A 25963-nucleotide genomic window follows, 5' to 3' on the forward strand; every position below is an offset into this window, starting at 1 on the left:
TCTTAACTGCACGAAAATTAGTGCGTCTGGTGTTTGCACTCCTAAGCGATCACCAACTCTATATCGCAAGATCGGAGGCGATGGAGTCTTAAGAGAAACTATTTCTTAAGGACGACTATCCGAAGACATAAACCGAACGTATTTTCGAATACGTGACGGTTTAGTTCAGTGCACCCTTTTTTATGAAATTAGGTTGTCTATTTATAATCTATTCTCTTGACTTACCACCATAATGCTTTTAAATTAAGGATACTATATTATGTACAGTTAGAAACACGAAAAGCCTATGAATTCAACATAATAATTAATAACTTTACATAACAAATCTCTGTCCATAAGATGAATTATGGAAAGATTTACATAATTCATCAATAATAAGCAGGTCAACTTTCTTATACTTCTTAATCAATCGGCGGAAACTTCCGTCTGCATCATTTCTTGCTGAAATAAATTCGTCAAGTAGTTCTGGCAAACGTACATATTTCACTTTATAATGTTGGCGACAGGCTTGAATATCGATGAGATCGAATTTGAACGAGAAGACGGACGTTACGTCTATGACTTTGAAGGATGGGATGGAGAATTCGAATATGAAATGGAAATAGACGCTCAGACTGGGGAAATTCTTTCTCAAGAAACTGAACCTGACACTGATCATGATGATATCCTTGATTTGGACGGCATAATCAGTCCGCAAGAAGCAATGGCTATTGCACTTGAAGCAGCAGGATCAGGTTACGTTGAAGAATGGGATCTTGAGCTGGAAAACGGCTTTACGGTGTATGAAGTAGACATTGAAGGTGGAGAAGACCAGGACGTCGATGCTCACACTGGGGAAATCCGTTAAATTAGTTTTTCTTTCAAAAAGAAAAGAGGGTCTCATCATCAGGATGGGCCCTCTTTTTCTGCAGATTAATATAATGTCGGGACTGTTTTTAGTTGAAATTCTCATTTCCGAAAAATGACCGTTTATTGTAAGGAGTTAGTGAGTTTTAACCGGTAACTCCTGAAGATTAACGACTAATCTTCAGAAGTAGCTCGAAATTAGGATCTTACTTCTATAGAAAACCCGGAATCTTCAGAAGTTGAGAAAATAATTTCTGGAACACCTGAAGATAGTATCGATTTAACTGTAATATGTGCCTCTTCCAGCGAAATGAGTGTGATAGTTATTACTCAAGACATCTTGTATTCTTGATTTGGACCATGTGCTTCCGCACCATCTATAAATCAGTTGTTTAGTCAGTCGACTATCAGGAAAAAGCAGTCTGAATTCTTCTATGCTGCGATGAATGGCTTCAGTCGTTTTTTCTTGGTGCCCACACTGAGAGCATGTACGCAGTTGTCGGGAGGCAGTGTAGTCGAAGGAAAAGCATTCCGGACACAAGATGCCTTTTTCAAGTTGATCAAATTCATACTCAGGCAGATTAGATGGCCGATACTTGCTGTCATGAAGATTAACGAGTTTTTCTGCTATAGCTATATTCCTATCATTTGCTATCGGCGTTTTTCCCCCAAACTGAGTAAAATGGTCTGGTAACTGTCCTGCAAATATTATGGCTGGATCTGGGGGTAGAGAATAGACATAAAAATTCGGATTTATATAAATGACGTAAGATGATATAGCGGTTTGATAACCGTACTTTAACAATAAATTATACAAGTAAGCTTTCTTTCTATCTGCTTGTGCTAAATGACTTTGCAAAATATGCCCGGATTTCGAAAAAAGACTTCCTTCTTTATAATGATACGATCCGGAATAGTTTTTGACTTCATACAAATAGATATGATCAGCCGTAATAAGTAGAGAATCAATTTGGTACTGTGTATCTTGTGTGTTTAAAATCAAATCATTGATCACTAAGCCATTGATGAGTGAGTCTTTCATATAATGATCAAATTGTTTCTCACCTTCAAAACCCTTGATTTGGTTCTTATACTGTAATTTCTCATTAAACGATAAATTCATGCGGCAATTTAAAGATTCTAGTATACGGTGGTTGATTGATTTTGTACGTTCTTTGAGTATCATGTGCATAGAGCCTCCTATTATTTAGTCGTCTCTATTAATATATGCAAAAGAATCGAAAACTCACTTTTTTTCTTTGAATTTATTATTTTATTAATTAATTTGATGAAATCTTAAGAAGTAGACTTGAAAATCGGAAATACTTCTTAAGATTACGAAAAAACCAAAGAAGTCTGCCCGAAAACTGTCATTACTTCTTAAGATACGCCTATTATCTTAAGGAGTACTGCCGAATAAATCCTGAACTCCTTAAGTAAAGTACAAAGCAGACTATTTTATCAGTGAGCTGATAAAATATACATCATTCTAAGGAATGAGCTGTTGTTTGAAGCAATCGAACTCAAGTATATTAGAATTAAGTCTCTTTTTCATTAGTTAGACTTGCTAACATTAATTCAGGTTAAACTCCTCTCGCAAGTTACTATAGATGCCATCTCCAATTTGATTAACATTTTTCACTTGGCTTTAGGAAATAAAAGGGCCATTATGCTGACAGTATTCAATAATATAAGTCGCTCTCTTTGGACCGATAAAAGTGTCTAGTCGAGCTTCATTTTTGTGTAGATTTTCGATATTGACTTGGAGTTAACAGAAAATAGTTCTTGAATGCTTTTGAAAAGGTGACTTGATCATTGTAGCCGACTGAAAAAGCAATTTCATTTATCGTCATCTTGGTTGCAAATAATAATTGGCTGGCTCTTTTCATCCTTACATCCATCATATATTTCTTTGGTGAAAGACCTATATTTTTTTTAAACAAAACACTCAGATAACTGCGGTTAATATTTAGTTGATCAGCGATGGATTGAATGTCTATGTTGTTATGATAATTTTGATCAATATAGTTTTTTATTTGCGAAAAATAGTCGTGTTTGATTTTGTTTTCTCTCAAAGGATTTGGATAAGCTTTTCCCAGCTCATACATAATGGAATAGAGGTAGCTGTATGCTTTGATGTAATCTAATTGAGTTAAGTTACTCTCTGTCTGCAAAACAATTTCCTTAATTAAATTTCCGATAGTTTTAGTTTTTTTAGATTGACTGTATTTTAAAATGGCGGTCTCATTTATTTTACTCAAGCTTAAAAGGTCTTCCAGCTTTGTTCCGCTGATGCCGATCCAGTAATAAGACCAGGGATCACTACTGTTAGCGACATAGTATGTCATTTCGTTAGGTTTCAGCAAAAACAGGTCTCCGGCTTCTAAAGCAAAGTTCTCATGATTGTAATAAAAGGTTCCCGTTCCGTGCGTTATATAATGCAAAACATAATTATTTCTAACAGAAGGGCCATAGCTGTAAGAAGGTTCCAGGTCTTCATATCCGCAAAAGTCTATCGAAAGATCCAGCATATTCACATTGTGTTCTGAATAGATTAACAAAAATATCACCCCTTCATAATTCTTACCTAACATTTTACCATGTATATATAACAAAATGCCATTAATTAGAATGCTTTATCAAGGTATGCTGAACTTGTTCATTAAATAAAGCGCTATCTTTTATAAACTTTGCAGAAATGATAGCTATTATTTTAAATACAGAAAAGAGGAAAAATAATGAAATTTGATAAAAAATATGTCGTTTTAGCCACTTCAGCATTTTTGTTATCCGCATGCGGGAATGGTGATGATGATTCAGCTGGCAGCAGATCGCTTGAAGTGTTCAGTCAGAAGCCGGAAATGCAGGCTCAGCTGCAGGCGATAGTTGATGATTTTAATGAAGAATATGAGGCAGATTTGGAATTGGTCAGTGTTCCTAATCCTGGAACTGTTTTACGCACAAGGATAGCAAATAATGATGCTCCAGATATCATAAATATCTTTCCTCAAAATACTGATTTTCAGCAATGGTCATCGGCTGGTGAATTTATAGAATTATCTAACGAGGAATTTATGGATAATATCGTAGAAGGTGCTGCTGAAGAATATGCTATCAATGATGGGATTTATTCTTTACCTTTAACGACAAACGCTTGGGGATTTTTCTACAATGAAGATAAATTCAATGAGCTGTCTTTAGAAGTACCGGAAACATGGGCAGAATTTGAGCAGCTTGTTGAAGATATAAATAATGCAGGCGAAGTCCCTTTTGCAGGAGCATTTTCTACTGCAGATTCCTGGACTCTAAACGGCTTTCATCAGTTGGCATGGGCACAAGCCGCTGGGGGATATGATGGGGCTAATGACTATCTAAGGCATAGCGAACCAGGAGCGATCAGTACGAAAGATCCTGAATTTCAGAGAGTCACGGACCAGCTTTCGCTTTTAATAGGCAATGCACAGAGAAACTCAGCTGGTGCCTCATACAATGATGCGATAGCTGCTTTTACAAATGAAGACGCACTTATCATGCCTAATGGGATCTGGGCGTTGCCAGCAATCAATGAGCAAAATCCTGACTTTACAGTCCGCTCGTTTGCCTATCCAGGAGAAAATCCGGGTGAACAATTAACAGTAGGTGCTGCTGATCTGGCCTTTTCAGTTAGTGAATCAACCAGTAATCCTGAACTGGCTTTACAATTCTTAGAGTATATGAGTGATCCAGACGTTCTTCGACGCTATTACGAAGTAGACGGGATGCCGACCTCGTTAGTTGAGCTGCAAGAAGACGACTCATTTGAAGAAACAAATGGAATCACTCAGTATACATTTACAGATCAACAAATGATTTGGCTTCATCGAGACTGGGATTCTGAAGAAGGGTTCTGGCACACGACAGTTGATTTTATTAATGGCGGAGGAGATGAAGAGGCTTTAGCAAATAGTCTAAACCAATTTTTCGATCCAATGAAATAATCTGCATAGAAAGTTAAAGCAGAGGTGATCACTTGCTTCTGCTTTAATAAAAAATCAATACTTAGGAGAGAGATTGATGAAGAAAAGCTTTTTATCCAGACACTGGGGCTATCTATTTTTGATCATACCTATCGTTTTACAAACCGTTTTCTTTTTAACGCCTCTAATTCAAGGATTCTTCTTGAGTTTAACAAATTATACCGGACTTACACAAAATTATGATCTGGTTGGGTTCTCCAACTATACTGCTGTTTTTTCTGATTCTAGATTCATCAGCAGTATCCGTTTCACGACATTATTTACGATTGTGATGATTGTAGGGCAGATAACGATTGGTTTAGGAGTAGGACTGCTATTAAATGAGAAAATGCCTGGCAGAGGATTTTTTAGAACAACCTATTTTTTTCCAGCTGTTTTAAGTACAGTTACTGTTGGTCTGATATTCAGCCAAATTTTTAATTATGGTATTCCTCAAATTGGTGAATTGTTCGATATAGAGTTTCTTAAAAATAACTTACTTGCCAGTGCAAGTACTGCACCGTGGGCAGTATCATTTGTAGCGTTGTGGCAGGGAGTTGCCATGCCTATCATTATTTTTCTGGCAGGGTTACAGAGTATTCCAACTGAAATTTTAGAAGCTGCAAAGATTGATGGGGCAACAGAAGTACAGACTTTTTTTAATATCAAACTTCCTTACTTGCTTCCGTCAATCAGTATTGTATTTATTCTAGCTTTAAAATCCGGGTTGACCGCATTCGATAATATTTTTGCCTTGACTGGCGGGGGCCCACAAAATAGTACAACAAGTTTAGGGTTATTAGTCTACAATACAGCATTTACCTTTAATCAAGCAGGGTATGCTAATGCAATCGCAATGATCCTTTTCTTAATCATTATTATTATATCTATAGTTCAATTGCATATCAGCAGTCGTTTCGAAGTGTGATAGGAGGAAAAGTTTTGATGAAAAGAGTCATTAAATACAGTTTATTATCAACTGGAATAGCGTTTATAATCATACCGCTTTACTTGACATTTGCCAGTTCTGTTAAAGAAACGTCTCAAATCACCGGAAACTTTTTTGGCATACCTAACCCCTTTACCTGGGATAATTTTCAAAGAGTATTTGCTGATGGAGTATGGACGTATTTTTGGAACTCAACAGTTATAACCATTCTGTCTGCTATTTTGATCGTACTCGTGGTTCCAATGGGCGCTTTTGCTCTGGTAAGAAACATGACGAAGAATAAAAGTTTTAAGATGATTTATTTCTTGTTGATTATTGGTATTTTTGTACCTTTCCAGGTCATCATGCTGCCGATCACAAGGTTAATGAGTGATTTTAATTTACTGACAATTCCAGGATTGATTATTTTGTACTTAACCTTTTCAATTCCACAATCTTTGTTTTTGTATACAGGCTACATTCGAGCGGTCGTTCCAATCGAACTGGACGAAGCTGCTACAATTGATGGGTGCAATGCATTCCAAACGTATTTCAAAGTAATTTTTCCAGTTCTTAAACCCATGCATGCTACTGTTCTTATTATCAATATTTTATGGATTTGGAATGATTTTCTGTTACCTCTACTCATTTTAAACCGCAGAAGCAGTAACTGGACTTTGCCGTTGTTTCAGTATAACTATCAAGGTCAATATTTTAATGATTTCGGCCCGTCATTTGCATCATACGTGATCGGTATTGTATCCATATTGGTTGTTTATTTAATATTCCAGAAAAATATCATATCCGGTATGACAAGCGGAACAGTGAAATAAGATTAAGATTAACAATTTTTAGAAAAACGGAGGCACACATGTCTATTGTTTATAACGAACACCAAAAAAGTTTTCACCTGACGAATGGTAAAATAAGCTATCAATTTTCAGTAGAAAATGATCGATTCCTGATTCATAATTACTGGGGAAAAGCTATCCAGTCTAATACAATGAATGGAGATTTTCCATTATCTGACCATTCATTTAGTCCAACTCCATTTAATGTTGAGGGAAGAGAGTTTTCAATGAATACTCAAGCTCAAGAATTCCCTGTAAATGGCTATGGGGATTTTAGAGAAACGGCACTTGAACATCGCTACAAAGACGGATCCTTCGTAACCCAGCTAAGTTATGAAGGCTATGAAATCATTGAAGGAAAGCCTGAACTTGAGGGATTACCTCACACTTATTTAAATGAGAAAAGCGAAGCGGAAACGTTGATCGTCTATTTAAAAGATGAATTATATAACATGAAGTACAGTCTACATTACACAATTTTTAAAGAATTCTCTATTATTACTAGATCAGTAACAATTAAAAATGATGGAAAAGAAGCTATTGAGATAAATAAATTGCTTAGTGCTTCAGTAGATTTTGATCATTCAGACTTTGATTTCATTCAACTATCTGGAGCGTGGGGAAGAGAGCGAGAGTTGAGAAGAAACCCGCTTTCTCGAGGTGTCCACAAAATCGATTCAAAACGGGGAACAACTGCTCATACCTATCAGCCGTTCTTTGCATTAGTTGATCCACAGACTACTGAACATACCGGTGAAGTTTACGGTTTTCATTTTGTTTATACCGGAGAATTTGTCGGAAGTGTTGAAGTCAGTGAATACGATCAAACAAGAGCACAGATGGGAATCAACCCTGAGCATTTTAATTGGAAGCTAGAACCGACAGATTATTTTCAGGCACCAGAAGTGGTTATGGTTTACAGCGATAAAGGAACAAATGATATGTCTCAGGAGTTGCATAAACTTTACCAGAACCACTTGATACGTGGTGAACATCAATTTAAAGAACGTCCTGTTTTGATCAATAATTGGGAAGCGACTTATTTTGAGTTTTCTGAAGAGAAGATTGAAAAAATTGCTGAAGAATCTTCGAAACTAGGGATGGAACTGTTTGTACTGGATGATGGGTGGTTTGGAAAAAGAGATGATGACACCACTTCACTCGGAGACTGGTTTGAATATGAAGAAAAACTGCCTAACGGGCTTAAATCTTTAGCAGAATCCGTAAAAAATAAAGGAATGAAGTTCGGATTATGGTTCGAACCGGAGATGATTTCAAAAGACAGTAAATTATACAAAAATCATCCTCAGTGGCTATTAAAGGCGAACGATCGTCATCCTAGTCATAGTAGGGAACAGTATATTTTAGATTATAGTCAAAAAGAAGCCAGAGAGCATATTGTCAAACAGATGACAGCCATATTAGATGAGGTACCCATCGACTATATCAAGTGGGATTTCAATAGAAACTTGACAGAAATCGGGTCACAGTCACCTTTGATTCGTGATGGAGAAGTTTCACATCGATTTGTTCTGGGACTCTATGACGTGTTAGAGGAGCTGGTTACCAGTTATCCTAATATTCTTTGGGAAAGTTGTTCGGGTGGAGGCGGACGCTATGATCCTGGAATGCTTTACTATATGCCTCAAACATGGACGTCTGACAACACTGATGCAGTAGCTCGATTAGGCATTCAAACAGGAACAAGCTTTGTTATGCCAATTAGTTCTATGGGGGCCCATGTGTCAGCTGTTCCTAATCATCAAGTCAACCGAATGACTTCCTTGAAAATGCGTGGAGATGTTGCAATGGCAGGAAATCTAGGCTATGAATTAGATGTCACCTCGCTTTCGGATGAAGAGAAACAAACAGTGAAGGACCAAGTATCTTTTTACAAGGAACATCGTAGACTCATTCAATATGGCGATTTCTACAGACTCTTGAATCCTTTTGAAGGAAAAAATCAAACCGCTTGGATTTTTGTAGATGAGGAAAAGAACGAAGCACTGTTTTACTACTATACAATTCTGGCAGAAGCCAATAAAGCAATGCCTCGCGTGAAATTTGTCGGATTAGATCTAGATAAAGAATATCGACTCAACCAGTCAGATGTGACTTTATATGGAAATGAATTAATGTATAAAGGACTCTATATGGATCCTAAAGCCCCATGGTATGAGTGTTCTGACAAGTATCATGTTGAAGATTTCAGCAGTGTCAGAATAAAATTGGAATCAGTAAACTAAAAACTTTGGTAGTGGAGGTACTGACAACAAGCTGTATAAAAATATATAATTTTTTTCAATCGATAGCCAACACCGCCATCTTCGACCAAGTTTATGGAAAGAATTATCAGTGTAGAAAAAAACAGACCAGCTAAGTCACGAATCTTAGCTGGTCTGTTTTTGCGTTTATTTATAGAAAATAGCGACGAGAAGTAAGGATTTTGCGTTTATTTTGAAGGGAATTTATCTTATTCGGAACAAGTGTGGTTTGATATTTACGCCACTTGTTCCGAATAGACGTATTCAAGACAAGTATGGTCAGATTTTCGCGCCACTTGTTTCGAATAGACGTATTCAAGACAAGTGCGGTCAGATGTTTAGCACCACTTGTTCCGAAAAAGCTTAAACTACTTGTTTTTGCATCTAAATCTAAAGCCGAGTTAAATTGCCTTGCACTAAACTTCGATTATCTCGTAGTGTAGAGTTGTCTATGTATTAAGGGAACTGATGATACCTAGACGCTACGCTGTAATAATAGTATGATTATCATTAATACATTAGCTTTTACTTAATGAACTGCTTACTAAACTGAGGAGGAATATTAAAGATGGATAACTACTTTGTCTCATTGCTGCATGAAAATTTTCCTAGTACTGAAGATGTGATGGCCGAATTGATTAACTTAAACGTAATAAATGGTCTGCCTAAAGGAACGGAGTTATACATAAGCGATATTCACGGAGAGTATGAATCGTTTAATCATATCCTGCGAATAGGATCCGGGAATGTGAAAGAAAAAATTTCTGAACTGTATAATGACGAATTATCCAATAAAGAAGTGAATCATTTAACTTTACTTGTGGCTTATTGTGGGATCTGACAGGAGATGGGGCATTTTCAATGGTGATGCAGGATATCGTCACGTGTGTTCAGTACAATTTGCCAAGCATCCATGTCGTATTCTCAAATGAGGAGTATGCCTTCATCAAAGCCGAGCAGGAGGACACTAATCACTATTATTACGGCGTCGATTTCCAGTCAGTGGACTACGCTAAGATAGCCGAAGCTCAAGGCGCTGTTGGACTGACGGTCAGTGAAATCAGCGACCTGCATGACGTCTTCCAGAAAGCTGTTGATTTAGAGAAATCCGGAAAGACAGTAGTCATTAATGTAAAAATCACTGATGATCGTCCGATACCGGCTGAAGCACTGGAATTAGATCCAGCCTTATATTCAGAAGAAGAGATTCGCGCATTTAAAGAACGGTACGAAGCAGAGGAACTTGTACCATTCAGTCAGTTCCTAAAAGATGAAGGGATGGAGTCATTCGTTCAGAAGCGTCAAAACAAATCTACACTGGACAATTCGAAGGTGGATACCGAGGAGCAGATATAATAGACTTGCATAAGCAAATTAGATTATTTCAACTATTGTTTAAGTTTGCTATAAACACTAATAATCAAAATACAGGAGTGACATTCATTAAGAAAGGAAGTAGGTTTCTACTAGTATCATTATCAGATCTTCAATCTTAATCACTACATCGAATTCTTATATAGTTATTTAATACTATGATTATAGAAAGCAGAATTCAATATCTATGCATATAAAAGCAGTCTATATCTAAAATTATCAGATATAGACTGCTTTTAGTATTTAATTCGATATTATTCAATATAGGTAATATTACCTGATTACGATAGTTATTTAAAGAGAATAATAATACTCCTTGATTTTTTCAGCCATCAATTTTCGGCGAATTTTTAAAAATTCTAAATAATCTGAAGCATCCATAGCATGTAGGTCCTGCGGAATACTGTTCTGATCCAAGTTTATTCTTAAATCACTCTCTTCAATGATATCACCAATAACAGTTTTTTTAGAACTAATCTGATTTATAACTGTTCTCATATATTCATTAGGAGATTTATTTCCAATTTGAATGTTAGCTTCTCTAAATAGAAAAGTATAATTAGCTATTTGATTATACTCATTTCTATTATCAAATCCATTCTTCTGTAAGTAATTTTTTGGAAAAATGTGATGAACATCTCCAATAATATCAAGTAAATCTTTGGTGTTGACTCCTTTTGTTAGGAACCCTTGACTATTAGAACGTATCATTGCTGCCTTATAGACATTAAAGTAGGGGCTATTTGCAGAATTAGTTTCCATGTTTTGAACTAAGCCAACATCCCAAAAAGTATCAGAAAGCTCTGCGCTTTCAACTTCTTTGAAGAATTCTATAAATCCTCTTTCTTGAATTAAACGTAAGTCTCTATTCATCGTAGTTTCTGGCGAACCAATGTAGCGACTTGTAAGGGTAGTAAGAACATACCATTTCTGAATAAATTTAGTAATTTCCATTTTGTTCATAGAAGAGTCTTTTTTTAAAATTAAGTAAAGTGCATAGGAAAAATTTAATGTCAATTGTGAGTTAGTCAATTTACTATTTACGAATCCTGCAGATTGTAAAGTCAATTCAAAGCTTTTAAAATTGTGTTCATTCATTGTGTTATGCAGTGCCAGTTCAAGTTTTTTAAAACTGTCTTCTGCAATTTCTTCTAAGAAAGTCCTATGCTTGAAGTCTCTACCCGAAAGAAGACTGACTAAATCTGAAAGTTTAGCTTTTTTAAATTGAGACATGAATGAAACTCGTAATATGTCACTGTAGTTTGGAGTATAAATATGATTATTACTTTTGTCTGATACCCACTTTACATAACGAGAATATTCTGAACTGGAGAATTTCTTATCTTTACTTGTGATGTACTTATAGAAAGAAGAATCTTCAAAAGCATGACAGAAATAATCAATGGCGTTACGAATTATAGCACCATTAAGTTTATCTTCAGAAGAGATTTTTGACATAGCAAAATCCGCTTGGTTAAGCGTAGTCCCTTTAGAGTTGATTCTAATAAAAATCTCTGTTACTTCTTCAATTTCTAACTCGTTCGATAACTGGATAATTCCAACTTGAATATTTTTGATATTGATTAGCTGCTGAATCTTTGGTGACACTTCCTGTGGAGATATGCCGCTATTTTTTTCACAGTATTCTGGAATAAAGATATAGGGGTCAAAACTCCCATTCATTAAAACAGAAATGTCAGGTATCCAATTGGAACTTTTAACATGGGCAGGAGTTTGAACTGCAAAAGCTTCTTCATCATCTTCAGCTAATGGATTGAATGCTATCTTAATTCGTTTTTCTTGATATTTCTTATTGATTACTTCTCTCCCCATTACAGCGGCCATTAAAGCAGTAATCCTTTGCTGACCATCTATCAGTAATTGATGACCACTTGATACTTGACCATGGCGTGTCCTAACATTAGGTTTTGACCATGTAATTAAGTAGCCAATAGGGTACCCATTATACAATGAATCAATAAGATCTCTCACTTGTTTAGCTTTCCACACAAATGGGCGTTGTATTTCGGGAACCGCTATTGTATCTGTTTCCACATAATTTAGTAAATTATTTAATGAGTAGTTGTGAACATGAAAATTCTCTTTCATACTCAACCTCCTAAATGTGTTTGATCAATTATAACAAAAAAAAGCTTGGTATATAACAGTATTTAAACATGCTTACAAAAACTACAGAAATTGAAGCTAGACTTTAATTCTTCTCTTCATGAACATTACCTAAAGTGTTATACTTAATAGTATTAAAGTCTTTTAGAAAAGGGCGAAAGGTAATGACACAAAAGTACACAACTACTTTGAATACTCGACCATTCTTGTATCGAGAAACTAAATTGATTGCTTCTTTAATTGATGAAGGATTGGGAGATGATCAGATAAAAAAACAAGTTGTGGATGACAACTTGTTAGGACTGCAAAGTATAGATAGACGAAATAGGTTTTATCATGAAATTAAAAAACGACTAGCTTATTTGGATGATGATTTATTTCAAAGTTTTATAAGAAGTGATTCACAGACGAGCAAGCTTATTCTGCTTTATGGTATTTTAAGTAAAGATCAGCTTTTATATGAGTGGATGAGAGAAGTTGTATTTGACAAGTGGTTGACACTTGATTATGTTGTACACAGACAGGACACTCTGACTTTTTTTGATAAAAAAGCGGAACAAAATGACACTGTTAAAAATTGGAAAGAGATAACCCGTGAGCGATTAACTAACGCTTATCACCAGACATTAGTGGACGCCGATTATGCCGATAGTGGAGATGAAAAGGTAATTCTGCACCGTCCTATTATTGCCCCAGATGTCGAACGCTATTTAATAAACCACAAAGAAAAATTGCTTGTAGAAGTATTGCTAGGGGAGGTATTACAGTGAGGCCAATTTCTGTAAGGCTGGAAGAATTAAATGAAAAGTTAGCTGATCCTAAGTTCATGACCAACAAAGGCTTAGGAAATGAGGTTGGCTTCTATATCTTTGATTACGAACCGGAGGATGAACTGGCTGTGAGGGAAGCTCTTCCTTATTTAAAAAAACACATTCATTCGGAAAATAATGAAGTCACAGTTCAGGAATTTGATTTGTATGAGGTTGTTTTAGAATTTTTCCGTCAAAGAGGATATATGGACAAAAACTTCAAGATGGAAGAGAAAAAAGGCAGTGAATTTTTGTATGACAAAATGAAAAAAGCACTGAGATTAGCGACTAACGACGACTGGATCGTAAGTTATATTAAGGAACATATGGATGAGGATTCAATGATTTTCTTGACTGGTGTCGGTAAAGCCTATCCGGTTATCCGTTCTCATACAGTCCTCAATAATCTGCAGACTATTGTAGAGAAAAAACCACTTATCCTATTTTATCCTGGGCGATATGAAAATGGCAGTTTGAGGCTTTTCTCACGATTTTTAGACGATAATTATTATAGAGCATTTAAACTGATAGAAAATTAAGCTCAAGGGAGGAAAATACGATGAACATAGAACAGCTATTTAAAAAAGACATTACGCGTGATATCCAAGGGGTCATTAAAATTGGACAACAGGATAAAGCCGTCATGAAGAAAGAACTGGAAGAATATGTAGTTACTGATGAACTAAAGCGTCATTTTGAGACCTTTTATACTGCATATAATAAAGCCTATAATCAGCCAACAGACCGAGTAGGTGTATGGATATCAGGATTTTTCGGATCCGGGAAATCGCATTTTTTAAAAATATTGTCTTATCTTCTGCAGTCAGATCTAGAAGCTGACGGCAAACGACCTGTCGATTTCTTCAAGGAAAAAGTGAATGGGCAAGAATTACATAAGATAATGGAAAATTCGACTCGTTATCCTAGTGAAGTTGTCTTGTTCAACATCGATTCCAAGGCGGATTCAGACAGCAAACAAAACAAGACAGCTATCGTCAAAGTGTTCAACAAAGTATTCAACGAAATGCGCGGCTATTCAGCCAGCATTCCCTGGTTAGCAGAGTTGGAAGAAACACTCGACAAAAAAGGACAATATGAAGATTTCAAAGCCTATTTTGAAGAAGAGACGGGGATGGACTGGCAAACAGAGCGGGAGTCAATCTTTTATCATTTCGACGAAACCGTTACAGCATTAGCTAAAGCAATGGACAGTTCAGAAGAAAGTGCTGAACGCTGGCTTGATAATGGAGAAAAAAGTTATTCTATTTCAGTTGAACGTTTTGCTGAACGGATCAAAGAGTATGTGTCCACAAAAGAAGACAACTACCGTCTGATTTTTTCAGTGGATGAAGTTGGCCAGTATATTGCTGATAACACAGAGCTGATGCTGAATCTTCAGACGGTCGTTGAAGATTTAGGCAAATACTGCCATGGAAAAGTGTGGGTATTAGTCACTTCACAGCAGGACATCAACAGTCTAAGTGAAGAGATGTCATCCACTGACTTTTCTAAAATACAAGGACGATTCAATACACGTGTCAGCTTAAGTAGTGCCAATGCAGACGAAGTCATTAAAATCAGACTATTGGAGAAAAAAGCTGAAGCTCATTCCAAACTATTATCTATTTACACTGAAAATGAAATCGTGCTGAAAAACAAGCTGGAGTTTGAAGATGCTGCTACGATGCGTTTCTACCAGAACAGCGATGACTTCTCTAAAGTCTATCCGTTTGTGCCGTATCAGTTTAATCTTCTTCAAAAAGTATTTACGGGTATAAGAGAGCATGGCTCTGCTGGGAAACATTTATCGGATGGTGAACGTAACCTTCTTGAGTCTATTCAACAGGCGACTATTATGTATAAAGATCAGGACCTGAATACTCTTGTTCCGTTTTATGTCTTTTACGATAACATCGAACAGGCATTGGAACATTCCGTTCGCTCAACGATTATTAAAGCCGATCAAAATGACAGCATTGGTGACTTTGATGTTGCTGTCTTGAAACTGTTATTTCTGGTTCGCTACGTCGATGAAATGCCGGGCACCATTAAGAACTTGACTACACTGATGATTTCATCTATTGACGAAGATCTCATTGCACTGAATAAGAAAATCAAACGGTCACTGGATTTATTGGAAGACGAGTTTCTGATCCAGCGTATAGGGAATAAATATCTGTTCCTGACCAATGAAGAACAGGATATCAATCGTGAAATTGAAAACATCTCGATTCCCACTTCAGAGTATGTCATGGATGCCGGAAGACGATTAAGCAATGAAGTATTGGATTTGAAAAAATTCGACTATAAACCGTTTGCTGATCGCCCTGATGTGTCTTATTTGATGGACTTGTCTCAGTGGATCGATGATCGTCCAATTAAAAATTCTGCTACATCATTAGGTGTCCGCTTTATTACGTCTTACTCTGAATATTATAATGATTCAGCTGTCTTAGCCTTATCCCAACGTGAATCAGACAAAATAATCGTTCGTTTACCAGAAGAAGAAACGTTTAAAGAAATCAGACAGTGGATGAAAATCAATCAGTACTTAAGAAATCAAAGTACCCAATCATTGACTCCCGTTCAAGACAGCATTCGCAGCCGTAAAGCTGCCGAGCGAAGCCAGCTGGAAAAAGTATCGCTGATCAAATTAAAAGATGCCGTAAATGAAGCGGATATCATTGTCAATGGATCGGTCGTTCAGACTAGTGGATCGCCTGAACAGCGCATCAGTCAGGGTTTACAGACGCTCGTTTCTACAATCTATCCGAAACTGATGTATATAGAGAAAAACTACGATCGTCATGAACTGGAACGTTTATGTACCAACCAGAACATCTCGATGCTCGAAGACTATGAAGATGAAAATGCAGACGCCACTCAAGAAATTGAAAGTTATTTAAATATGCAAAATGAATTGAACAAGACCATCACATTACTGGAATTGGTTCAACGGTTCACTATAGAACCTTACGGCTGGAAAGAACTGGATATTCTGGCTAGTCTGATTCGAATGATCAAACTGGAAAAAGTTCAATTTACATTAAACAGTCGTAAACTGACGCCAGATGATACTGCTTTTGTTCGAGAGGTCACTAGAAAAGCCACTCAGGAAAAAATACTGGTGATTAAACGTGAAACCCTGGATCCCAGCTTCATCAAAAAAGTAAAGACGGTATCTAACGAATTGTTTGGTATCACATCAATTGGTGACAAAGAAGATGAAATGGCGGCGATTCTTTCAGATAAATTAAGCACTAAAGAAAAAGAATTATCCATTTTGTTGAGTCACTATAGAGAAGCACACTACCCAGACCGTCAATTAGTTCAGGAGACACTGACTCAGGTCGAACGCCTTGTAACAATTACTGATTCACGTGATTTCCTGACCCATTTTATCGATGTCGGTGAAGACCTGATTGACGACTTCCTGGATCTGGAAGACGTTAAAGGATTCTTTAAAAATCAGCGTGATATTTATGACAAAGCGCAATCTCAGATCAATCGCTTTGAGAAAGACCGTAATTATATAGATAATGACGAACTCACTCACATCTATAATGAGATGAAAACGATAATAGATATGCCTCAGCCTTACCGTAAAATGAATGAACTAGATGAGTGGACCAGTCGCTTCGATGCTGAATATACTGAAGAACTGGAAAATGTGGCCAAACCCATCAGCGAGGAAATCGAGCATGACCAATCTGACATTTTAAAACAATTGGAAGAACTGAATGGGCATGACCCTTATCAGAAAATCTACCGGAAAGTGAAGTTCCAATTCAGTCATATGGAGCAGGAAGTAACTTCAGCTGGTACAGTAAGAGACTTGAAGTCCGCAAAAGATTTAAGCAGTACTGTAAAGGTTTCATTTTTTAAAGAAATTGAAAAAGCGAAAAATGATATTTCGAAACAGTTAGAAGATGAGCAAAAGAAAGTAAGTGTTCAACCTGAGGCAAAATCAAAAGTAACTGCTCGGCCTAAAGAAGATGAACCGAGCAAACCCATTACCCCTATCAAAAAAGAAAAATCTGCCATCATCAATAAAGCAGATATTCATCCGACTGCCTATACTGAACTACGCTCGGAAGACGACATCAACGAATATGTGAATAATCTTCGCGATACATTACTCACGTATTTGGAAGATGCAGATATTATTAAATTGCTGTAAAGGAGCATGAAGGTGAACAAAACACAGCTAAAACAGTTTGCGACAAAAGCACGCAGAGATATCGAACAAGCCGTTAGACAAAAGGCCTACAGCTTTGGGATCACTAAAGAATCTATTACGCCTTTACAAGAATTAGAGGACGGCCTGATTATCAACGGAACGGTTATGGGAGACAGGGAGCGCAAGCTATACACACATTTGAAGAACAAAATTGCTCTGGATGGGTATGAAGCTGTCATGAGCGAAGCGGCTTACACTTGGTTCAACCGCTTCGTTGCGCTTCGCTATATGGAAGTGAATAATTTCCTCCCGATCGGCATGCGCATTTTGTCTTCTGAAAAAGAAGGGAAGAAAGAACCAGATGCCCTGACCGACGTATTGCTGTTGACAGATGAACTGAACCTTAAAAAGGACCATGTATACAAATTAAAAGAAGAGAACCAACTGAACAACCTGTACCAGTATCTGCTTATCCAGCAAAGCAATAAATTGGGTGACATCTTGCCCAATGTCTTTGAACCGATATCCGACGCCATGGCCTTATTGTTGCCGGATAATTTATTGAATGAGAACAGTGTCATCAGAGACCTTGTAAATATGATCGATGAAGAAAGCTGGAAAGAAGTAGAGATTGTCGGATGGTTGTATCAGTTTTATATTTCAGAGGAAAAAGATGACGTCTTTAAAAATCTGAAGAAAAATAAGAAAATCGGGAAAAAGGAAATTGGTCCGGCTACTCAGTTATTTACACCACGTTGGATAGTAGAATACATGGTGGATAATTCTCTTGGAAGATTATGGTTAGAATCTCACCCCGATGAAGAAATCAGATCATCATTAAACTATTACTTAGATGATGCAGAGCAAGAAGAAGCCGTTTTAAAGCAGTTAGAAAATATAAAAGACCCTCAATTAGATATAGAACAAATCTCTTTCCTGGATCCAAGCTGTGGGTCTGGCCATATTCTGATTTATGCTTTTGAAGTCTTTCATAAAATATATCTGTCACGTGGCTTTAGGGAAAGAGAAATACCAAAACTTATACTTGAAAATAATTTATATGGTCTTGATATTGATAAGAGGGCTGCGCAACTAGCTACTTTTGCATTGGTCATGAAAGCTAGGGAATATGACCGCCGCTTATTTAGTCGTGACTATACTGTTCACGTGCTCAGTATCGAAGAAAGCAATCCTATAGACGATGAACAAATATCTTTATTTTCAAAAAATGATGAGATCCTTCTAGAAGAAACAGCAAAACTTATAAACACCTTTGAAGATGCTAAATTATACGGCTCTATCATTCAAGTTCCTGAAATTGATATAGCAAAAATTGAACAACAGATTGCTTATATTAGAGAAGAGGCAAATCTTGATTTAATGACGACTGACTTAATTGAATATTCTTTGCCTATTCTAGAAGATTTGATTGCGCAATATTATTTATTAGTTAAAAAGTATGATGTTGTCGTAACTAATCCCCCTTATATGGGTAGTAAAGGAATGGATGCTAAAATTAAGAAATATCTCAAAAAGTACTACCCTGATGAAAAAAGTGACTTGTTTGCAGTCTTCATGGAACTAACAAGAAACCTTACAAAAGAGCACGGTTATATTGGAACTATTAATCAACAATCATGGATGTTTTTATCGTCTTTTGAAAAACTAAGAAATAAATTACTCAAAAATCAGACAATTATCAATATGATTCACTTGGGCACACGTACATTTGAAGAAATTGGTGGAGAAGTCGTACAGAATACAGCTTTCATATTAAAGAACTCAGTTATTCCTATATTTAACGCATCTTATATTAGAATGGTAGATATCAATAGTGCGCGAGAAAAGCAAAAAAACTTTGCTAATGGGGAATTACTATATACTGCTAAACAAAAGAACTTCAGCAAAATCCCAGGAAGTCCAATTGCATATTGGGCAAGCAAACAAATTTTTAAAATTTTTGAAAAAACATCTCTCAAAGATATATCCAATGTTATAACAGGTATGACTACTGGAAATAATAATATATATTTAAAATTATGGTTTGAGATTAATTGTGACAGGATTTCTATTAACGAAAGCAATATGAGAAATATTGATCTTACTAAGAAATACTGGATCCCATACAGTAAGGGTGGAAGTAGAAGGAACTGGTACGGTAACAATAATTATGTAGTAGATTGGAGCAAGAAAAACGATTTTAATCGTTCTAAAACTACTCTCCAACATCTCTATTTAAGAGAAGCAATTACTTGGCCATTTATAACTAGTGGAAAGTTTTCTGCTCGATATTTACATCAGGGCTTCCTGTGGGATGTTTCTGGATCCCCCGGTTTTTTTGAAAATAAAGATTCTTTGCTTTATTCTTTGGGTTATTTATGCACGCCTATTGCAAACTATCTTTTAAAGCTTATCAATCCTACTATTAATGTACAGTCAATGGATATAGACAATCTGCCTATTATATTTAATAAAAAGTACGAAAAGCAAATTATTGAGATTGTGAAAAATAATATATTTATTTCAAAACAAGAATGGGACTCTTTCGAAAATTCCTGGGACTTTGAAAAACATCCTTTCATCACATACAAAGAAACTTCTTCCATAAATGATAGTTTCTTTAAGTGGAAAGAAGTAGCAGATGAACGCTTCTATCAACTCAAAGATAACGAAGAAGAGCTAAATCGTATCTTCATTGACATCTATGGTTTACAAGACGAATTGACTCCAGAAGTTGAGGAAAAAGATGTAACGGTTAGAAAAGCTGATCTTAATCGAGACGTCAAAAGTTTCTTATCCTATTTAGTCGGTGTCATGTTCGGTCGCTACTCTTTGGATTCAAAAGGATTAGCTTATGCTGGTGGAGACTGGGACAACAGTTTGTATACTTCTTATCAGCCAGATGAAACGAATATCATTCCTTTAACAGAAGATCAGTACTTCAATGATGACATCATGAACAAAGTAGAAGATCTGTTAACAGTCATATACGGGGAAGAAACACTAGAAGAAAATCTTACTTTTATTGCGGAAGCTCTGACTAAAAAAGCAACGGAAAGTTCTCGTGACCGCATTCGTCGTTATTTTATGAAGGAGTTCTATAAGGACCACCTGAAAATTTATCAGAAGCGTCCGATCTATTGGCAGTTTACCAGTGGTAAGCGTGGCGCATTTAGAGGGCTTATGTATCTGCATCGGTATCACAAATATACCATTGCTCAGCTCAGGACGGATTATGTCCTGCATGAAGCGAAAGTTATTGATAATCTTATCCAACATGAGTCACATGTCATTAGAGATGAATCGAGTACGCAGGCTCAGAAGTCACGTGCTCAGAAACTGATTGACGAATACACTAAAGACCGTCAGGAACTGGCCCAGTATGATCAGGTCATCGATCACGTCGCCAAACAGCAAATCGATCTGGATCTGGACGACGGAGTTAAAGTAAATTACGAAAAATTCCAGAATATTGAAATAACGGACGATTCATCATCCAAGACTAAGACACTCAATGTCTTTGAAAAACTGTAGAAAGGAGGTCATTCTTTGTCTGAAGATATCTTAAGTCGTATAGATACCTACTTCTCTTCCCCTCTTAAAGAAGGGGAGAAGCGAAAAATCATGTATCTATTCGACAAAGAAGAAAGTTACAGCGAGACGATTGCTGAATGGTGTAAGTCAAAGGACGCCATTCAGTTACTTAATGTGACTGACCATAATTTTTTTCTCACGAACTATCTGATTGAATCAGAAAAAACTGATACGCACCTTTTTCTGTATATCTGCATGGACCGTCCGCCAATGGAAGAAAATCCGTTACTCGACGTTCTTCTGTACAGCGAAGAACTGAAAGTGGACGAGAAGAGTCAGCTTTATCTGACTCTTGGCATCGATCCTGATAATGCCGAACTGACCCAGGCTGTTGATCAGTTTCCTGTATTTTTCAGAGCAAAAAGTAGAATACAGCAATTCAAGAAACTGTTTGACCAGAGTCCTTTCAAAACAGGCCAAGTAGTCGAATACAGCGTTTTTGCTTCTCTAGTTAAAGCCCCGTCAGCTGACTGGATGGCTATCTTGATCGAGCTGTTTGAAGAGTCCGCAGAACATAAAGAGGACAAGTGGGACCAGCTGGTCAAATTCGGAGACGACTCTCGCTTCTGGCAGATGGTTGATGAGCTGACTGGCTACAATCAGTCTATAAGCGTGTCAGGGTCTGTATCAGTGAAAGAGTTAATGCATTATGTCTTCTTTACTTATCTTTCCACAGAAATGGACCAGCCGCTTCCTAAAGCCATCAGACCGTATGTGCTTCATAAAAGTAATCCGGTAGTCGTCTTCATGAATCGATGGATGAACACGAAAGATAAAGAGAATGCCTATTATTTTGTGTCCACTGTAATTGAAAGTGGCTGGGCATTTGACGATCTATTCGGAGATTTACCTAGTCAGACCTTAGCTAATATAGAAACATTCAAATGGTTTGACTTGCAGCTGATCAAAGAAATTGTCCAATCAATTCATATGCAGACTGGAGAGATGGACCGCCTGATTCCACTTTTGGACAAACGGCGTAACACGATTTGGTATGAGGAATTCAGAACGGTTTATCATGTCTTGAAATGGGCCATTCAACTGAACCATTTTGTGGAAGAGTCTGAGTCCTCACTTCGCTCACTCATTGATTCTTCTAAGATATGGCAATTGTACAGCGAATCAGCTTATCATGTCGACCAAGCCTACCGTAAGCTGTATGAGTATTACGATGAGCTGTCAAGCGCACACAAAGAGCTTGTGGTTGAAGTAAAGGATCAGATGGAGCGACTGTATGTTAATCAGTATCTGAGAGCCTTTAATGATAAATGGGACGCCTATTATCTTGATCAAACGGTTTTTGACTACGCCAAACTGCAGGCACACTTTTATCAAAATGAAGTGAAACCCTATGTTGCTAACGACAGACGTATTGTTGTGCTTATATCAGATGGTCTACGTTACGAAGCAGGTAAAGAGCTGTATCTCGAACTGACTAAAGAGAAGAAATTCAATGGTGAGATCGACTGGATGCAGACGGAAATACCTTCTATCACTTCGATCGGAATGGCCAGTTTGCTTCCTCATCAAGCTTTGCAGTTTAAAGAAGATGGTCAAGTATTAGCAGATGGCTTGTCAACGAGAGGAATAAAGAATCGTGAAGCTATTCTGAAAAAGAGTGGTCATCCAGAAGCTGTCGCACTCAAAGTTACGGATATAAGTGAATGGAACCAGAAAGAATTAAGAGAACACCTTTATGGGAAAAAACTGATTTATATATATCATGACAAGGTAGATGCCATAGGGGATAATGCCCCAACGGAACAAGAGGTATTTGCAGCAACAAAAGATTCGATTGATGAGTTAAAGCAGCTAATGATTCGATTGACCAATGAACTAAGTGTTACGTCCTTTTTAGTCACTGCCGATCATGGCTACCTCTATACAAGAGGAGCTATACCTAAGAGTGATAAAGTAAGTGTAAAAAACAGTGAAGAAGCCTGGATTAAAAACAAACGGTTCATTCTTCTGGAAAATGCACCTGATTACCCTTTAGGACTCACATTTTCCTTATCTGAAAGACTCGACAGCTCAGGCTACATTTCAGTTCCACGAGGCATGAACCGCTTTGCTCTGCAAGGTGGGGGAAATCAATATGTACACGGGGGGCATTTGCCTCAGGAAATGATGGTCCCCTTGCTGCGCATCAAGACGGAACGAGGACGTAATGAAATACCTGAAGTTGGTGTTTCATTGATCAGTCAAACGCGAACACTGACCACAAACGTTGTATGGCTGGACTTCCTGCAGGTGGAACCAGTCAGTGAAGAGAAGAAAGAAAAACGTCTGACTTTATACTTTGAAGATGAGCAGGGGCGTAAAATTTCCAATGAAATTTCACTGATTGCGGACAGAGTGAATCCGGCAAGTAATGAGCGAGTATTTACAGAAAAATTGGTTCTACTGAATGAGCAGTACGATTCTATGGCTCCGTATTATTTTGTCATGGAGAATGAAAATGATCCGACTGATATAGTTAAAGAACGGTTTAAGCTGGATTTGCTGCAGTAATGTGTTAGGAAGGTAAATTATTATATGGGGAAACGAAAGAAGTCTAAGAAACACTGGGAAGAGATTGCAGAAGAGTTTTACAGCGACAGTTATTATTTCATAGCTGGTTTTACAAGTGGTGGAGCACCATATGGAATCACCATGGAAGAAGCTGAAGAACAAGGACTTTTGGAAGAAGAAAAGAATGAGTGGGTAGACAAAGACCTGGATTTGCCATTTTAAAACAAACAGAACAGACCTTCGTTTCCATAAAAAAAATGGACTGAAGGTCTGTTTTATATGGAGTTATGCTCCTATCAATTTCGAGACGTTTTTACAGCATAAATTTAATTTGGGTCCTGGCACACGCTCAACTATTTTAAAACTTCGAACTTTAATATTAATCGTATTGATACTGTCCGAGATATTAATGTAATACCAAAAGATGAGAGAGTACCAAAATCCTCGACTTGAAACAAATACCCATCAGATTGTTCCTTTATACCAAAAGATGAGAGAGTACCAAAATAGTAAACAGTCACGAGGTCACACAGCTTCAGTTCCTTTATACCAAAAGATGAGAGAGTACCAAAATTGCCCACTCGTCTAGGTGTAGAAAAGCATTCTATACCGATAAAAAAGAGGCGAAAAAAGGCAATGTGATCCAGCAGTGTATTCACGTCTGCTGGATCACATTGCCTTTTTTCGTCGTATAGGAAAGTATAAGATTTTAATGTGGATAAGAGTTGACGTGACAAGGATAGTTTGGGTACAGTGAAACTATATTAAACGGTAAAGGTTTGATTATATGAAAGATAAACTTCGTATTCATATGGATCAACTAAAAGCAATCTTCCTTGATAATCACAATTGGGAAAGATTCAAAAAGAAACATAAGAAAAAGATTCGGCCAATCGTTATTAGAGAGGTAGAAAAGTTTTTGCACTGTGGCGATTTATTGAATGGTTTTCGCGTGTTTAAGTGCGAAGCTTGTCCTAACGTGCAGAGATTCCCTATTCAATGCAAGGGAAAGTTTTGTCCAACCTGTGCGGTTGGTGAAGCACAAAAGTGGGCAGAGGTTCAAGCAAACGATATGTATCACACCATGCATAGACATGTCATCCTAACAATAGATGAAGGGTTGCGTCCGATTTTCGCGCATCATCAGTATCGAGAAACTTTGTTAAAGGGATTGATGGATGAAGCCGCTAAGGTTGTCACAAACTGTTTTCGTAAACAAGAAGCTGGAGCTATCGTCGCTTTGCATACCTTCGGATCAAAGTTAGAATTCAATCCGCATGTCCATCTTTTAGTAACGATGGGTGGCATTACAAAAGATGGGAAATGGGAAGAGTATAATTTTTTACCCTTTGTAAAATTACGCAAGGTTTGGCAGACAGTGGTTTTAAAATTGATTCGACGCACATTGTCGCAACGAGCGAAAGCGAAAGTGCAACCCTTGCTTCAAGCTGCCTTCAAAAATAATCCGGACGGATTCTACATCCATGCGCCAAATCAAAGTCGAACAGATGTAAAAGCTACTCTAAGCTACATTGGTCGGTATATGAAGCGAGGACCAATCGCCTTACATCGCATAAAAATGTATGATGGAGAGCTTGTGACCTTTGCTTATCAAGATAAGCGTGATGGCGAGTGGAAGATAGAAGAACTTTCTGTAGAGGATTTTATTGGACGATTGATTCGTCATATTCCCGATGACCAATTTAAAATGATTCGTCACTATGGCATCTATTCTCGTCGAACAAAGAAGGTCATGAAAAAAGTTGTTGAACATTTCCAAAAAGAGATAAAACGATTATTGATAAATGCGCAAAAGATAATAAAAGGAAAAAAGTGGCGAGAGCAAATAAAAGAAACCTTTGATAGGGATCCATTGGAATGTTCGGAATGCGGGAACTACTTAGAGTTCAGAGGGATAGCTGTGCGCAAAAACGGAAGTTTAGAAGTGGCATATGCGAACGATAAAGAAGCACACCAATACATACGACGGGAGATTGATAAAATTGAATCAAAGGCGTATAAAGTTAAGAAAAAAGAAGCAACGAGAGAAGCTATTAAGGAATATGGGTTCAGTTGGGACGCACTCGCAAAAGCAATCGAAAGAAAACAACATAGCATTTATCTGCCAGAAGTGTAAAGTAACAGAAAAAATACCAAAAGATGTCGTCAAACAATTAGATTTTATGGATAGTGGAGATCCGATGGATCCCCCACGATTCAGTTGCGAACAATGTGATGGTTCAATGGTCCCTTTGTATTATGAAGGGTTACAAGGAATCACTTATGACAATAGGCACCTCAAAAGAAAAAGCTAAGCGGGAACTAAAAGGGCTCGGGCTTTGCCCGAGCTTTTTTTACCTCTTTTTTATCGGTATAGAATGCTTTTCTACATTTAAGCCGAGTTCTGGTTTCATCAGTAAAGTCAATTCGTACACAATCATGGTTAGAATGACTTAGTTTTCAGCTCCATCTTTAGATTTTCGA

General features: G+C 37.1%; 17 protein-coding genes and 1 pseudogene. 14 read left to right on the forward strand and 4 right to left on the reverse strand.

Annotated features, from left to right (window positions below; genetic code table 11):
* Positions 1-313: 313 nt before the first annotated feature.
* Positions 314-487, reverse strand: coding sequence for a hypothetical protein (locus ACYQ4S_RS05000; protein WP_459769761.1), 174 nt, complete (start codon positions 485-487; stop codon positions 314-316).
* A 21-nt stretch (positions 488-508) separates the two neighbouring features.
* Between ACYQ4S_RS05000 and ACYQ4S_RS05005 the strand changes: the two genes are divergently transcribed.
* Entirely contained in the window at positions 509-847 is a 339-nt protein-coding gene (locus ACYQ4S_RS05005; protein WP_459769763.1) for a PepSY domain-containing protein, read from the forward strand.
* A gap of 279 nt (positions 848-1126) precedes the next feature.
* On the opposite strand, the gene ACYQ4S_RS05010 is transcribed toward ACYQ4S_RS05005, so the two are convergent.
* Together ACYQ4S_RS05010 and ACYQ4S_RS05015 are read right to left on the reverse strand one after the other, a co-directional pair.
* Complete coding sequence (locus ACYQ4S_RS05010; protein ID WP_346023682.1) at positions 1127-2032, reverse strand: nuclease-related domain-containing protein; 906 nt, start codon at positions 2030-2032, stop codon at positions 1127-1129.
* Positions 2033-2579: 547 nt separating this feature from the next.
* The gene (locus tag ACYQ4S_RS05015) at positions 2580-3407 is read right to left on the reverse strand and encodes an AraC family ligand binding domain-containing protein (RefSeq protein ID WP_459769765.1); all 828 of its coding nucleotides are present in this window, start codon (positions 3405-3407) and stop codon (positions 2580-2582) included.
* Positions 3408-3584: 177 nt separating this feature from the next.
* Here ACYQ4S_RS05015 and ACYQ4S_RS05020 point away from each other — a divergent pair, with 177 nt between their 5' ends.
* The 6 genes and pseudogenes from ACYQ4S_RS05020 to ACYQ4S_RS05045 form a co-directional block, all read left to right on the forward strand.
* On the forward strand, positions 3585-4823 hold the full coding sequence (locus ACYQ4S_RS05020; RefSeq protein ID WP_459769767.1) for an ABC transporter substrate-binding protein: 1239 nt from the start codon (positions 3585-3587) through the stop codon (positions 4821-4823).
* A gap of 76 nt (positions 4824-4899) precedes the next feature.
* Positions 4900-5769, forward strand: a complete 870-nt coding sequence (locus ACYQ4S_RS05025) for a carbohydrate ABC transporter permease (protein WP_459769768.1) — start codon at positions 4900-4902, stop codon at positions 5767-5769.
* Positions 5770-5786: 17 nt separating this feature from the next.
* Entirely contained in the window at positions 5787-6602 is an 816-nt protein-coding gene (locus ACYQ4S_RS05030; protein ID WP_459769770.1) for a carbohydrate ABC transporter permease, read from the forward strand.
* A 38-nt stretch (positions 6603-6640) separates the two neighbouring features.
* Positions 6641-8866, forward strand: a complete 2226-nt coding sequence (locus ACYQ4S_RS05035; protein WP_346023685.1) for an alpha-galactosidase — start codon at positions 6641-6643, stop codon at positions 8864-8866.
* A 643-nt stretch (positions 8867-9509) separates the two neighbouring features.
* Positions 9510-9725 carry a fructose-bisphosphatase class III gene (locus tag ACYQ4S_RS05040; protein WP_459769784.1) on the forward strand — a complete coding sequence of 72 codons (216 nt, stop codon included), beginning with the start codon at positions 9510-9512 and terminating at the stop codon, positions 9723-9725.
* Positions 9713-10240: pseudogene (locus ACYQ4S_RS05045) on the forward strand (thiamine pyrophosphate-dependent enzyme); the annotation flags it as partial. The gene ACYQ4S_RS05040 and the pseudogene ACYQ4S_RS05045, both read left to right, overlap by 13 nt.
* A 312-nt stretch (positions 10241-10552) precedes the next feature.
* Here the strand turns inward: ACYQ4S_RS05045 and ACYQ4S_RS05050 are convergent.
* Positions 10553-12367, reverse strand: coding sequence for a GmrSD restriction endonuclease domain-containing protein (locus ACYQ4S_RS05050; protein WP_459769772.1), 1815 nt, complete (start codon positions 12365-12367; stop codon positions 10553-10555).
* 182 nt (positions 12368-12549) lie between these two features.
* Here ACYQ4S_RS05050 and ACYQ4S_RS05055 point away from each other — a divergent pair, with 182 nt between their 5' ends.
* The 7 genes from ACYQ4S_RS05055 (at position 12550) to ACYQ4S_RS05085 (ending at position 25616) form a co-directional block, all read left to right on the forward strand.
* Positions 12550-13155, forward strand: a complete 606-nt coding sequence (locus ACYQ4S_RS05055) for a DUF1819 family protein (RefSeq protein WP_459769774.1) — start codon at positions 12550-12552, stop codon at positions 13153-13155.
* Positions 13152-13733: a DUF1788 domain-containing protein gene (locus ACYQ4S_RS05060; protein ID WP_459769776.1), complete on the forward strand. Its 582-nt coding sequence runs from the start codon at positions 13152-13154 to the stop codon at positions 13731-13733. Before ACYQ4S_RS05055 ends, ACYQ4S_RS05060 begins: the two co-directional genes overlap by 4 nt.
* Before the next feature lie 20 nt (positions 13734-13753).
* Entirely contained in the window at positions 13754-17374 is a 3621-nt protein-coding gene (gene brxC / locus ACYQ4S_RS05065) for a BREX system P-loop protein BrxC (RefSeq protein ID WP_459769778.1), read from the forward strand.
* A 12-nt stretch (positions 17375-17386) separates the two neighbouring features.
* Positions 17387-20908, forward strand: coding sequence for a BREX-1 system adenine-specific DNA-methyltransferase PglX (gene pglX / locus ACYQ4S_RS05070; RefSeq protein WP_459769780.1), 3522 nt, complete (start codon positions 17387-17389; stop codon positions 20906-20908).
* 15 nt (positions 20909-20923) lie between these two features.
* The gene (pglZ, locus tag ACYQ4S_RS05075) at positions 20924-23479 is read left to right on the forward strand and encodes a BREX-1 system phosphatase PglZ type A (protein WP_459769782.1); all 2556 of its coding nucleotides are present in this window, start codon (positions 20924-20926) and stop codon (positions 23477-23479) included.
* Positions 23480-23503: 24 nt separating this feature from the next.
* On the forward strand, positions 23504-23701 hold the full coding sequence (locus tag ACYQ4S_RS05080) for a hypothetical protein (protein ID WP_346024164.1): 198 nt from the start codon (positions 23504-23506) through the stop codon (positions 23699-23701).
* Between the two features lie 583 nt (positions 23702-24284).
* A complete protein-coding gene (locus tag ACYQ4S_RS05085) occupies positions 24285-25616 on the forward strand; it encodes an IS91 family transposase (protein WP_459769786.1) in 1332 nt (443 codons plus the stop codon).
* Positions 25617-25963: the final 347 nt, after the last annotated feature.

The organism is Alkalibacterium sp. s-m-28, from assembly GCF_054658175.1.